We start from the raw sequence: 12,723 nt of genomic DNA, 5'->3' as shown, positions 1-12,723 counted from the left end.
AACGGGTGATGAGTCAGTACGGCGAGATACCCTCCCTGGGGTTCACAGCCGCCGTGGGCTGGTCGTCTCCAGCGCAATCAGCGCGTCGACCGCGATAGGCCGTCCATCCGAAATGACGAGCGGGTTGATATCCAGCTCCTCGATCATGTCGGCTCCGTCGGCGAGCATCTCGCCAACCCTGGCGATTACCTGGGCAAGCTGTGCGATGTCGGTGGGTACCGCGCCTCGAAACCCGTCGAACAGGGCTCGACCGCGCAATTGGTCCAGCATTTCGCGCGCCGCGGCGGGCGAAAGCGGCGCGAGGGCGACGACGCTGTCCCTGAGCAGTTCCACGAAGATGCCGCCGAGGCCGACGACGATCGTCGGTCCGAACTGCGGGTCACGCCTGCCGCCGACGATGAGCTCGAGATCCCGCCGGACCATGGGCTGGACCAGGACGCCATCGATGTGCGCATCTGGGGCGTAGCGCATGGCACTGACGAGGATTTCCTCGTAGGCGCAGGCCACCTCGACGTCACCGTGCAGATCCAGCCGCACACCGCCGGCCTCGGTCTTGTGGGGAATGTCGGCCGACAGGACTTTGAGAGCGACCCTGCCCCCGAACCCTCGCGCCGCCCGCACCGCCTCCTGCGCGCTGCGAACCAGGCACTCGTCCACTACCGGTATCCCGTATGCGGCCAGCACACGCTTTGCCGAGTGCTCCGTCAACGTTGCCGCACCGTCGTTCGCAGCCGATGCCAGGGCGCGTATCGCGTCTGGCGGGGCCAGCCGTCCGGCCACCGTCCCATCCCGGCGCAATCTCTGATCGTACCTATGCCAAGCACGCAGGGTCGCCATGCATCGATCCATCGAACGAAACAGGGCGACATGGGCGCTCGCTTCGGCTTGCACCGTGCCGGGCCCGCCCAGCGACTGGCTCAGCCAGACGCAGCACACGGGCTTGCCGGCCTGCCCCGCGACGAGGTCCAGCGTTGCCAGACGGTCGATTGCCGGAGCGTAGGCGTAGGCATTCGGAAACACCAAGGCGCCGTAGCTCGCATCGTCCAACAAGGCGCGAGCGCACGCCTGCAGAGCACCGGGGTTGCTCAGGATCTGCGCGGTCATGTCACAGGGGTTGCGCACCGTGCCGAACTCCGGGATGTGCGAGCGCAGCACCTGCGCAGCGGTTTCCGATGGCTGGGGAAGAGCGACCCGGTGCCGCTCCGCGGCATCCGCGACCATGATGGCAGCTCCGCCGGACGTCGACAGCGCGGCCACGCCATGGGCGGCGGGCCGCCCGGCCTTGGCGAAGAAGGCTGCGGTCTCGACCAGGGCCTCGAACGCCTCCACCGCGACGAAACCCGCGTCCTCGAAAGCGGCGCGATAGACGGCTGCCGACCCAGCAAGGGAGCCCGTGTGCGACATCGCGGCACGTGTTCCCTCCTCGCCGGTGGCTATCTTGTGCACGACAACCGGCTTGCCCTGGCTCAGTGCGAGACGGCCCGCAGCGAGCAAACGCTGAGGATCCGCCATACCCTCGAACAGACAAGCGATCACCCGGCAATCAGGATGCTCGGCCAGGTAGGCGACCTGATCCGCCACGTCCACATCGCAGGAGTTTCCGGCCGTCAGGACGTGCGAGAACGCAACGCCATGCTCTGCAGCCTGTGCAAGCGCAAGACCAAGCCCGCCCGATTGGCTGACCAGGCCGATGCTGGCCCCACGCGGCTGACCCAGGTCAGGCGCTTCGGCGAACGTCAGCCGCAGGCGGCCGCCTTCCGACAGAATGCCGATGCAGTTTGGACCAAGAATGCGCATACCCGTATCGCGAGCCAGTCCGGAAAGCCGCTCCTGCATGACGCGATGGCCTGCCGCTCCGGTTTCGGAGTAGCCCGAGGCATAGACGATCGCGCCTTTCACCCCCAGGCGGGCGCAGTCGCCGGCAACGCCGTAAACAGCATCGCGCGGTACCGCGATCACGACGCACTCAGGCACTTCCGGCAGCTCCTGCACGCTGCGGTAGATGCCCTGCCCGGCATCTGCCTGAAGTTTCGGATTCACCGTCCACAGCCGCGCACCACTGCCGGCCAGGTTTTGGACAGTGCGCGCACCGAAGGACCGCGCCTTCGACGAAAAATCGACGACGGCGATGCTGGCAGGCGCGAACAACGGCTGCAACTCGCGTGACGGATAGAGACTGCGGGATATGGACATGGGCCGGCCCGACGAACAATCGATTGACACGACGGTATGGCGCGCTTCACTTCAAAGCGTTGGATTCGATCCGGGATCACACAACGCGCGATCGTGCACAGCGCCTTTCTTTTGGGTCACCCATTCTCATGCGGATTCATGGCAGTGTCAATCGGATTGTTTCGTTGACGGCCCCACTTTCGGGACGCCATACTTATTGGGTCACCCAAAAAAGGGGGCGTGCACTAAGGAGAGAGACATGATGAAGCCGATTTCACGCACAGGGCAGCGCTATACCCGTGCGGCCGGTACTTTGATGGTCCTGGCGGCGCTGCTCTGCACCGCGCCCGAGGCCTGGACGCAATCGTTTCCTGCCAAGCCGATAACCCTGGTCGTCCCTTATCCTCCTGGCGGAGCCTCCGACGTCTTTGCCCGCCTGCTGGCCGAAAACCTTCGCCAGCCTCTCGGCCAGCCGGTGGTGGTGGAAAACAAGCCTGGCGCCGGCAGTCTGGTCGGCACGCGCCACGTCAGCCGGGCAACCGCGGACGGCTACACCCTGCTGCTCACCGGCTCCGCGCTGACCATCCAGGCGGCGATCAACAAACAGTTCGGTCTGAACCTGGAGCGCGATTTCACCCCGGTCAGCGAAGCGGTTCGCGGCTCGTTCCTGATCGCGACGCCGGCCAGCCAGCCGTTTCGCAACCTGGGCGAAATGGTCGCGTACGCGCGCGAGCATCCGGAAGCCTTGCGGTTCGGCACCAACGGTGCCGGCACATCCTCGGCCATGATCTTCGAGTACCTGATGTCGATTACCGGCGCGCCTCTGCTGCACGTGCCTTACAAGGGCAGTTCGGAGGTGGTGAATGCGCTGCTGGCGGGAGACGTGCAACTCATCGCAGATCCTGTCTATACGCTGCACAAGCACGTCGAAGCAGGCACGCTGCGCGCCCTCGCCGTAACGGGCTCGACCCGCTCCGAGCTGCTGCCCGACGTTCCGACGGTTCAAGAAAGCGGGGTGGAGGATTTCGATATCGGCTACTGGATGGGCGTGCTCGCGCCGGCCGGCACGCCCACCGCAGTCGTGGAGCGCCTGAGCCGCGCCATGTCCGACGCCATCAAGGACCCTGACATGGGCAAGCGTATCGCCACGCTCGGCTTCGAACCCAGCGGCTCGACACCCGAGGCGTTCGCGAAGACGTTGCAGCAGGAGCAAGCGATCTGGACCGACCTTGCCCGAACGCGCAATCTCTGGCTGGAATGACCGCGGAAGGCCACGGATGTCGGTTCAGGCGTGTCGGTATCCCGCTTTCAAATGCGCAGAGCCTGGAAGGAAGGCGCTCGCTTCTCCTGCATGGCCTTCACGCCTTCCCGGCAATCCGGGTGCTTCAGCAGTTCCCCGGTCAATTGCCTGGCGTCCTCGACCGCCCGGCCCGGCTGCAGATGCATCTGCTCGGCGTAGATCTGCCGCTTGGCCGCGCGGACCGCGATCGGCGATACCGTCGCTGCGAACGTCCGCGCGCGCGCCAGCACTTGGGCCTCGAAGTCGTCGGCGGCCAGGACGTCATGCACGAAGCCCAACGTGTGCATCTCTTCGGCAAGGGCCACTCGCCCGGTGAACAGCAGGTCCACGGCGGGTGCCAGGCCGATCAGGCGCGGCAGAACCCATGACAGGCCGTACTCGGCGGGCAGCCCCAATTTGGACGTGGCGGCGGTGAATTTCGCACCCGCCGCCGCATAGCGCAGATCGCAAAATGCCGCGAGCGAGACGGCAATGCCGGCACACGCGCCGTTGACCGCGGCGATGACCGGCTTGTTCAAACCCCAGTGCCACACCAGTTCATGCTCGAATTCTTCGTGCACGTCGCTGCCCGGGTTGGCCAGCTCCAGTTCGCGCGCGCTCTGCACGTAGTCCTTGGTGGACTCCTGGTGGTGCTCGAGCGCCCGGAAATCGGCACCGACGCAGAACTGCCGACCCGAGCCCGTCACGACAATCACGCGCACGTCGGGGTTTGCATCGTGCGACTTCATGAGCCAGCGGTATTCCGCGTTCATGCGATGCGTCCACGAGTTGCCGCGCTCGGGCCGATTGAGGCGGATCAGCGCGACGCCGTCCTGGACGTGGGATTCGGTGACTTTGAGTTCCATGGTCAGTGTCCTTTCAACGTTATTCGTCTTGATCGTCCGGTGCTTCGAACCGCTGGTCTCGTTGCTTGAACGTAGCGGTGGTCCCTTCCTGGGAACGGGCACGCAGGATGTTGAACTCGTCAGACTCGAAGCGCAGGTTCGTACCCAGGGTGTGCCCTACGTATCCCCGCGAGAACTGGGCAGCGCCGCCCAGGCTTTCCAGAGCCATCTGATGCATGGCCTTGCCCGTGACCAGCGCGTCACGCGGGTGCTTGGCGATACGTTGCGCCCAGTCATGCACCGTGGACTCCAGTTCCTCGCCAGGCACCGACAGATTGACCAGCCCCAGGCGCTCCGCGGTCGGACCGTCGAAACTGTTGCCCAGCAACATCAGCTCGCGGGCCTTTTTCGCGCCGTACATCAGGATCTGGCTGTTCATGTGCCAGGTATTGCCCGCCAGCCCCAGCCGCTGTTCGGCGTGACTGAACTGCGCATCGTGCGCGCACACCGCGAGATCCACGAGTTCGACCAGATACATGCCCACGCCGGTGCAATGGCCATGTACCTGGGCGATCACCGGCTTGAGCGAGTTCTGGAACGCCATGTAGTTCATGCCGAGCTTGCGGTCACGCAGCAGCCGGGAACGCTGGCTCGGACGACGTGGCCTCTGGCAGCCAGCCTCGGGTTCGAGCCCATAGGACCTCAGCGCATCGTTGTAGTCGTGCCCGGCGCAGAACGATGGGCCGTTTCCCTTGAGGACGATGACGCGGACCCGGTCGTCCTCCTCGGCTGCGTGCAGGGCCTGCACCATGCGGTCCAGGTCATCGAAACGCAACGCGTTGTGCTTGTCCGGGCGGTTCATCACCAGCCTCGCCACCGGTCCTTCGTTTTCGACGATCACAGCATCGTCCATCGGTATACCCCCTAGCTCGAAATGATACATAATTTGATCCGTACATCCATTTAATGTAGCATGTTGCCATGAACTCCACATACGCTCCACGCCCTCTCTCCGATCGCCCCGCCTACCCATTGAAAGGCGTGCGCGTCGTCGAGTTCGCTCACTGGATGGCTGGCCCCCTCGCGGGCGGCTTGCTGGCCGATTGGGGCGCCGACGTCATCAAGGTCGAGCCGCCCGGCGGCGAGCCCATGCGCACCATCTTTTCGAGGATGGGCGCGCAGGCGGGCACTCCCAACGCGGCGTTCACGCTGGCCAACCGTGGCAAACGTTCGCTCGTGCTCGATGTGAAGACCGACATCGGGCTGGCCGCGCTGGGCAGGCTGCTCGCCGGTGCGGACGTGTTGCTGACCAACCTGCGCCCGGATGCGCTGCAGCGGCTGGGGTTGGGAGCTGTGCAGATCCGTGAGCGCTACCCTCGGCTCGTGTACTGCACGGTGAGCGCCTATGGTTGGGGCGGGCCCGACCAGGACCGTCCGGGGTACGACATTGCCGCGTTCTATGGCCGCACAGGGGTCGCGCACGAAACCACCACCGCGGGCACGCCACCCCCGGCCTTGCTGCAGGGCATCGGCGATGCCTTCACCGCCATGACGGCGGCCACCGGCATCCTGGCGGCGCTCATGGAGCGCCATCAGACCGGCCAGGGCCGCTTCGTGGAAGCCTCGCTCATGCGCACCGGCATGTGGGCCCTCGGCAGCGAGCTGGGGCAGAAGGCCCTGGGCGGCAACCCCAAGCCGCCTCGCCCGCGCGAGCAGTCGCGGACTCCCATGTACAACTCTTATCGCACCGCCGATGACCGCTGGTTCTTCCTGGTGGGCGTGGAGGCGCGCCGCCATCTCCCGGCGGTATTGCGCGCCATCGGCCGGGAGGACCTGATCGACGACGAACGCTTCAAGGACGGGCGCGGCATCGGCACGCACGCCGCCGAGTTGATCGCGCTGTTCGATCAAGCATTCAACAGCCAGCCCCTGGCATATTGGGCCGAGCAACTGGACCGGCACGAGGTGTGGTGGGCGCCGATCCAGATTCCGGAAGAAGTGCTTTGCGACGAACAGGCCAGGGCCATCGGGGCCTGGACCGAAGTCGAGGGCCACCTGTCGGTCGATGCGCCTGTGCGCTTCGACTTCCTGCCACGACGCAAGGTATCGCCCGCACCGCACGCCGGCGAGCACACGGAGCAGGTGCTGGCCGACTATGGATTCTCGGCTGATGAAGTGCGGCAGCTCACTGCCGTAGCGCCACGAGAGCAGACGTGAACATGATGAGCCAGGAACCGATAGCCCCATCGGCCACGTGGGGCCGCGAGGTCGAACAAGGGTGGCTGCTGGGCCATCCCTGCCGGATCTACCGCCATCGACCGCGCTCGGTCGGCGCGCTGCTGCGCGACGCACGGCGCTGGCAGGGCCGCACCTATGTCGCGGAAGGCGGGCGGCGCCTGTCTTTCGAAGCATTCGAAGGCGCGGTGGCGCGTGTCGCCGTACGACTGCAAGCGCGCGGCGTCGGCACGGGCGATCGCGTCGTGCTGCTGGCCTACAACAGCATCGAATGGCTGGCTGCGTTCTGGGCGGTGCAGTCGCTGGGCGCGGTGGCGGTGCTGTGCAACGCCTGGTGGAGCGTACAGGAAACCAACGAAGCGCTGGAGGACACACAGCCGTCCCTGGTGCTGGCGGATTGGCTGCTCAAGCGAGGGCTGCAGCACGACCCCCGGGTGATCGACATGGCTTTCGTGCGCCAATGGGTGGACGACGGCGCCGTTGCCGCCGTGCTGCCGACGGCCGAGGTGGCCGAGGAAGCGCTGGCCATCATCATGTTCACCTCGGGCACCACCGGCCGCGCCAAGGGCGCACTGATGTCGCAAGGTGGGGTCGTGGCCAATCTGCAGAACCTCCTGGTGCTCACTGGACGCCTGCCGAACGAGATACCGCTGGACGCTCCCGGCACCGTCAGCTTGCTCACAGTGCCTTTGTTCCACCTCGCGGGCGTGCAGGTCAGCATGTCGACCCTGCTCACGGGCGGACGGCTGGTGCTGCAGGAAGGGCGCTTCGACCCGGCGGCGGTGCTGCGTTTGATCGAACAGGAGCGCGTACGCGTCTGGGGGAGCATCCCGACCATGGTGTCGCGCGTGCTGGAGCACCCGGACGTCGGCCGGCGCGATCTGTCCAGCCTGCGCTCCATCCCCATGGGCGGCGCCGCGATCACCGCCGAACTGAGGGAGCGGATTCCACAGGTCTTTCCCGGTGTAAAGAAGAGCGTGGGCAGTCTGTACGGCTGTACGGAAGCCGGCGGCATTCTCGCGGCGGGCAGCGCGGACGATCTGCGCGAACGTCCAGGCTGCGTTGGCAAGCCGCTGCCCGTCGTCGAGCTGCGTATCGCCAATCCCGACGAGCAGGGAGTGGGCGAGATCCAGGCCCGCACGCCCACGGTCACCGTCGGCGTATGGGGCGAAACACAGACGACGACCGACAGCGACGGCTGGGTACGCACCGGCGACCTGGGGCGCTTCGAGAACGGCTATCTGTATCTCAGCGGCCGCTCGAAGGACATCGTGATCCGCGCGGGTGAGAACATCGCCTGCGCGCACGTCGAGCAGTGCCTGTTGCGCCACCCGGCCGTACAGGAAGTGGCGGTGTTGCCGCTACCGCATGCGGACCTGGGTGAGGAAGTGGCCGCCGTGGTGGTCGTGCGCGATGGTCAGTCCACGACTGCGGAAGCACTGGCGATGCACGCCCAGGCGCAGCTTGGCAAGTTCGAAGTACCCAGCCGCTGGTGGCTGCGCAGCGAACCCCTGCCGACGAATGCGAGCGGCAAGATCGCCAAGGCCGAGCTGAGGACGGGCTGGCCGGGCGGCCAGCCGACGACAGAATCATCGAATCACCCATGAATCAATATCGGAAAGGAGGCGTCATATATGGCTAGCGTGGCTCTGTCTGGAAAAGTCGCCGTCGTCACAGGGTCCGGGGGCGGCATCGGCCGCGCCGTGGCCATTGCCATGGCCGAGGCCGGCGCATCCGTGGTGATCAACGATGTCGGCGCCTCGCTGCACGGTGAAGGCGCCTCCGGCAGTCCGGCGAATGAAACCAAAGCGTTGATCGAGGCAACGGGCGGCCGTGCCGCGATCAACACCGACAGCGTGGCGGAGTGGGACGGCGCGCAGAAGATCGTGCAGTGTGCGCTGGACAACTTCAGCCGCATCGACATCGTGGTCAACAACGCCGGCATTCTGCGCGATTCGATCTTCCACAAGATGGACCCGAACGACTGGCGCGCCGTGATCGACGTGCACCTGCACGGCACCTTCAACGTCAGCCGCGCGGCAGCCGAGCACTTCCGCCGGCAGGAGAGCGGCGCCTACGTGCACATGACCAGCGGCTCAGGGCTGGCGGGCATGGTAGGCCAGGCCAACTATTCAGCAGCCAAACTGGGCATTACGGCGTTGTCCAAGGTCATCGCGCTGGACATGGGCCGCTACAACGTACGCTCCAACTGCATTGCACCGATCGCCTGGAGCCGCATGACCAGTTCGATTCCAGAGGATTCGCCGGAGAAGAAGGCCCTGGTGGAAAAACTGAAGCGCATGACGCCGGACAAGAATGCGCCGCTGGCCGTGTACCTGGCTTCCGATGCCGCCAGGCACGTCAACGCGCAGATTTTCGGCGTGCGTCTGCACGAAATCTACCTGATGGGGCAATCGCGCATGCTGCGCAGTGTGCACCGCAGTGAGGGCTGGACGCCGGAATCCATCGCCGAACACGCCATGCCTGCGCTGCAGGGCAGCTTCATGTCGGTGCAAAGCAGTTCGCAGTTGATTCCTTGGGATCCGATCTGATCGTTCGACCCCTGTGAAGACATGACAACGGCCGGGTTCACCCGGCCGTCGTTGTCTGTGCAGGCAGGCTCAGCGATGGGCGTGCGCCACACCGTCCCGGATCACGAGCAGATCACGTTCCCGGCTGCGCGCCTGGAACGCCAGCGTGCCGGCGCCAGTGTCCCAGATTTCCACTTGCAGCGCTTCGCCGGGAAAGAACGGTGCGCTGAAGCGGCCTTGTACCGAACGCAGCCGTGCAGGCTCGTGACCCAGCGCGGTGGCGAGAATGGCCCGCACGCAGCCGGCGAAGGTGGCCAGGCCGTGCAGGATGGGGCGCTCGAAGCCCACGGCGCGCGCACGCTCGGGGTCGATGTGCAGGGGATTCATGTCGCCCTGCAGGCGGTAGAACGCGGCTTGCCCGGACATGGTCTGCCAGATGAACACATGGTCGGCCTTCCCCGTGACCTCCCACGCGGCGCGCGCGGGCGGTGCGTCGCCGCCGAAGCCGCCGTCGCCCCGGCATAGGGCGGACATCCGGGTCGTGGCGAGGAGTACACCGCTGGCCTTGTCGTGCAGTTCTCGGTCCAGCTCGAGCAGCGCACCTTTCGCGGCGCCCAGGTCCCAGACCTCGGCAATGCGCGTCTTGCACAAGACGGTGGCACTGGCGGGCAGTGCCGCATGCAGGTGCAGCGCCTGCGCCGCGTGCACCACCTTGCGGTAGTCCACCCCGATGTCCATGGTGGACAGCGAGCGAAAGCACAAGGTCAGCGCCAGCGAGGGTGCCGCCTTCAATGCCCGCTCGTAGACGAAGTCCAGTTCGCGCGCATCGTCGGGGCTGAAGCCGACGCTCAAGGCGTGGAACATGGTGTCGCGCGCGTCATAGTGCTGCTCCGTCTGCGGCAACACGAGCGCCTTCAGGCGATCGGGGTCCATCGCCATGATCAGGCCGCCTCCGGAGCCAGGCGTGCCAGGACGGCCACGGCGGCGGGCTCACCGCCCGTCAGCGCGTTGATGACCAACTGGCGCCGGTAGTGATGTCCCACGGCGAACGCCTCGGTCATGCCCATGCCGCCGTGCAACTGAATGGCCTGCCGTTGGATCCAGGTGGCGGACTCGCATCCCACCAGTTGGGCCTGCGCGGCGAGGCGCTCCCGGGTAACGGTGTCATCGAATTCGGTGGCTGCGAGCGCAAGCTCCTCGGCGCTGCGCAACTGCTCCATGGCGATGTACATCTCTGCGATACGGTGGCGCAAGGCCTGGTAGTCGGCGAGCGGCTGGCCGAACTGCTGGCGCGTGCGCAGGTACTGCGCAGTCAGATCCAGCGCGGCCTGGGCACCGCCCGCCATTTCGGCGCAATAGGCCGCGATCTCGACCGTGCGCAATTGGCTGCTCAGGGCGGCGCGCCCCTCGCCCGACAAGGGTGCATCTAGCCGCTCGGCCGCCGCGTTCTTGAACACGACATCGGCACACCACGACTGGTCCACCAGCCGGTGCGGCTGACGCTCGATGCCGGTCTGCGTGGCCTCCACCCGGAACCAGGCTTGCGCGCCATCGGGCAGGCGAGCGGACACCAGCAGGTGGCTCACTGCCGCGGCGTGGAGCACGTTGGCCTTGCGGCCATCGATGCGCCAGCCGCCATCCGACGCGAGCGCGAGCGTGGGTGCCGATGCGTGTCCCGGCGCCGGCGTGTCGTCGCGCGCCAACGCAATGGTCATGCTGCCATCGGCGAGCCCACCCAGCCATGCCGCCTGCTGCGTCGGGGTTCCCGCGTGCCGGATGACCTGCGCGCCCAGCGCCACGCCCAGCCATGGCGCAACCACCAGCGCGCGGCCGAGTTCACGCTGCACGCGTTGCAGGTCGGCCACCCCGCCGCTGAAACCGCCCTGTGCTTGCGGCACGACCAGGCCAGTCAGCCCCAGTTCAACCAACCAGGCCCAGACCCGGGGCAGCGCATCGGCCGGGGTGGCGATATCTCGGCGGCGGGCGTCGGCGAAGCCATAGCGGTCCCGCAGCATCCGCTGCAGTGCCTCGCCCAGCGACGCACTGTCTTCTGTGGAAAGTGTAGTCATGGCGTGGTATCGAAAACGTGCTTGGCCAGAATGTTCTTCTGCACTTCGTTGGTGCCGCCGTAGATGGAAGCGGCGCGAGAGTAGAGATGGGCTACGCCCAGCGGTTCGCGCACGTCGGGGCCGAAGCCATGCGCATCCGGCAACCGCAAGCCGGCGGTGCCGCTGATCTCCACCAGCAGGTCCTGCACGCGCTGAAATAGCTCGGTCCCCTTGACCTTGAGTACGGAGGCGCCCGCCACGCGGCCCGCCGGGTCGCCGTCGCCCAGCATGCGGTACTGTGTGCGGTCCAGAGCTTCCAGGTCTGCCTCCAGGCGCAGAACACGCGCCTGAAACCATGGGTCATCGGCCAGCGTGCCTCCGTCGCCTCGTGCGGCGGCGCCCGCCAGCTCCCGCGCATAGCGCAGACGCTCGCGCGAACGGGCCACGCCGGCGATGCTCGCGCGTTCGTTGCCCAGGAGAAAGCGCGCGTAGTCCCAGCCGTGATTCTCTTCGCCCACCCGTTGGCCGGCGGGCACGCGCACATTGTCGAAGAACACCTCGTTCAGGCTGTGGCGTCCATCGATCGAGATGATGGGCCGCACGGTGATGCCGGGAGACTTCAGATCGATCAGCAGGAAGGAGATGCCCTTCTGCTTCTTCGCCTGCGGATCGGTGCGCACGAGGCAGAAGATCCAGTCGGCGTAGTGTGCAGCGGTGGTCCAGATCTTCTGGCCGTTGACCACGTAGTCTTCGCCGTCGCGTTTCGCAGAGGTGCGCAAGGAGGCGAGGTCGGAGCCCGAGCCGGGTTCGGAGAAGCCCTGGCAGAACAGCACGTCGGCAGACAGCAGGCGCGGCAGCCATTCGTCTCGCTGCGCCGGCGCGCCAAACCGGATGAGCACGGGCCCCAGCATGGTGATGTTGAAGACGTGGGGCGCGGGAGCACACACCGCGGAACATTCCTCCAGAAACACCAGTTGCTCGAAATCGTTCCAGCCGGTGCCGCCGAACTCGGAAGGCCAGTTGGGCGCACCCCAGCCGCGCTGATGCAACTTGCGTTGCCAGTTCACGAGATCGGAACGCTTCGGAAACTCGCCACGGCGCAGGCGCGCGCGCAGGTCGGGATCCAGTTCCGCGTCGAGAAAGGCGCGGATCTCGGCGCGCAGCGCCTGCAAGGTTGCGCTTTCCCGCGTCATGTCGCAGCGCCTGCCATCGTCGGGGTGAACATCGGGATCATCGTGCCGTTGGTCGTGGGCTTGAAGACCACGCGCACCGGCTGGTCGATGTCCAGTGCATCGAGGTCGCAGTCGACCACGTTGGTCATCATGCGCGGGCCTTCCTCGAGTTGCACGTAGGCGAGCGCGAACGGGGTCGGCGTGCCGGCCCGCAATACGCTGAAGGTGTAGATGCGGCCATTGCCGCTGGCCTCGGTCCAGCGGGTGCGCTCGCTGAAGCAATGCGGGCAGAGCGCCCGCGGATAGTGGTGGTGACGCTGGCAGTCGTCGCAGTACTTGAGCATCAGCACGCCGCGCGCGGCCGCGTCGAAGAAGGGCTTCGTCTCCGGCGTGATGGCCGGCGGATGCAGTTCGCGGCCCTGGGCGATGGTCGTCATTGAA

General features: G+C 66.4%; 11 protein-coding genes. 4 read left to right on the top strand and 7 right to left on the bottom strand.

The genetic code is table 11. The features are described from left to right. Positions 1 to 42: 42 nt before the first annotated feature. Positions 43 to 2,193 carry an acetate--CoA ligase family protein gene (locus FOZ76_RS02485; RefSeq protein ID WP_143946543.1) on the bottom strand — a complete coding sequence of 717 codons (2,151 nt, stop codon included), beginning with the start codon at positions 2,191 to 2,193 and terminating at the stop codon, positions 43 to 45. A gap of 238 nt (positions 2,194 to 2,431) precedes the next feature. On the opposite strand from FOZ76_RS02485, the gene FOZ76_RS02480 reads away from it, so the two are divergent. After that, positions 2,432 to 3,433, top strand: coding sequence for a Bug family tripartite tricarboxylate transporter substrate binding protein (locus tag FOZ76_RS02480; protein WP_170235259.1), 1,002 nt, complete (start codon positions 2,432 to 2,434; stop codon positions 3,431 to 3,433). Positions 3,434 to 3,480: 47 nt separating this feature from the next. Here the strand turns inward: FOZ76_RS02480 and FOZ76_RS02475 are convergent, their stop codons facing one another. Both FOZ76_RS02475 and FOZ76_RS02470 read right to left on the bottom strand, forming a co-directional pair. Continuing rightward, the gene (locus FOZ76_RS02475; RefSeq protein WP_143946541.1) at positions 3,481 to 4,317 is read right to left on the bottom strand and encodes an enoyl-CoA hydratase-related protein; all 837 of its coding nucleotides are present in this window, start codon (positions 4,315 to 4,317) and stop codon (positions 3,481 to 3,483) included. Positions 4,318 to 4,336: 19 nt separating this feature from the next. Then, complete coding sequence (locus FOZ76_RS02470) at positions 4,337 to 5,239, bottom strand: enoyl-CoA hydratase/isomerase family protein (RefSeq protein ID WP_170235258.1); 903 nt, start codon at positions 5,237 to 5,239, stop codon at positions 4,337 to 4,339. A gap of 38 nt (positions 5,240 to 5,277) precedes the next feature. On the opposite strand from FOZ76_RS02470, the gene FOZ76_RS02465 reads away from it, so the two are divergent. From FOZ76_RS02465 to FOZ76_RS02455, 3 genes are read left to right on the top strand one after another with little or no spacing between them, the layout of a single operon-like run. Then, positions 5,278 to 6,513: a CaiB/BaiF CoA transferase family protein gene (locus tag FOZ76_RS02465; protein ID WP_143946539.1), complete on the top strand. Its 1,236-nt coding sequence runs from the start codon at positions 5,278 to 5,280 to the stop codon at positions 6,511 to 6,513. Positions 6,514 to 6,515: 2 nt separating this feature from the next. Further along, on the top strand, positions 6,516 to 8,138 hold the full coding sequence (locus FOZ76_RS02460; RefSeq protein ID WP_246129256.1) for a class I adenylate-forming enzyme family protein: 1,623 nt from the start codon (positions 6,516 to 6,518) through the stop codon (positions 8,136 to 8,138). A gap of 27 nt (positions 8,139 to 8,165) precedes the next feature. Further along, entirely contained in the window at positions 8,166 to 9,083 is a 918-nt protein-coding gene (locus tag FOZ76_RS02455) for an SDR family NAD(P)-dependent oxidoreductase (protein ID WP_143946538.1), read from the top strand. Between the two features lie 69 nt (positions 9,084 to 9,152). Here FOZ76_RS02455 and FOZ76_RS02450 read toward each other — a convergent pair whose 3' ends face one another. From FOZ76_RS02450 to FOZ76_RS02435, 4 genes are read right to left on the bottom strand one after another with little or no spacing between them, the layout of a single operon-like run. Further along, on the bottom strand, positions 9,153 to 10,001 hold the full coding sequence (locus tag FOZ76_RS02450; protein WP_143946537.1) for a MaoC/PaaZ C-terminal domain-containing protein: 849 nt from the start codon (positions 9,999 to 10,001) through the stop codon (positions 9,153 to 9,155). Between the two features lie 2 nt (positions 10,002 to 10,003). Continuing rightward, positions 10,004 to 11,131, bottom strand: a complete 1,128-nt coding sequence (locus tag FOZ76_RS02445; protein WP_143946536.1) for an acyl-CoA dehydrogenase family protein — start codon at positions 11,129 to 11,131, stop codon at positions 10,004 to 10,006. Next, positions 11,128 to 12,303 (bottom strand): acyl-CoA dehydrogenase family protein, encoded by a 1,176-nt coding sequence (locus FOZ76_RS02440; protein WP_143946535.1) that lies wholly within the window; start codon positions 12,301 to 12,303, stop codon positions 11,128 to 11,130. Before FOZ76_RS02440 ends, FOZ76_RS02445 begins: the two co-directional genes overlap by 4 nt. Beyond that, positions 12,300 to 12,719: a Zn-ribbon domain-containing OB-fold protein gene (locus tag FOZ76_RS02435; RefSeq protein ID WP_211365954.1), complete on the bottom strand. Its 420-nt coding sequence runs from the start codon at positions 12,717 to 12,719 to the stop codon at positions 12,300 to 12,302. Before FOZ76_RS02435 ends, FOZ76_RS02440 begins: the two co-directional genes overlap by 4 nt. Between the last annotated feature and the right edge of the window lie 4 nt (positions 12,720 to 12,723).

It is taken from the genome of Verticiella sediminum, assembly GCF_007558815.1.
Taxonomy (GTDB): Bacteria; Pseudomonadota; Gammaproteobacteria; order Burkholderiales; family Burkholderiaceae_B; genus Verticiella; species Verticiella sediminum.
The sequence above is the reverse complement of the archived record's forward strand: the minus strand, read 5'-3'. Positions and strand labels throughout refer to the sequence as shown.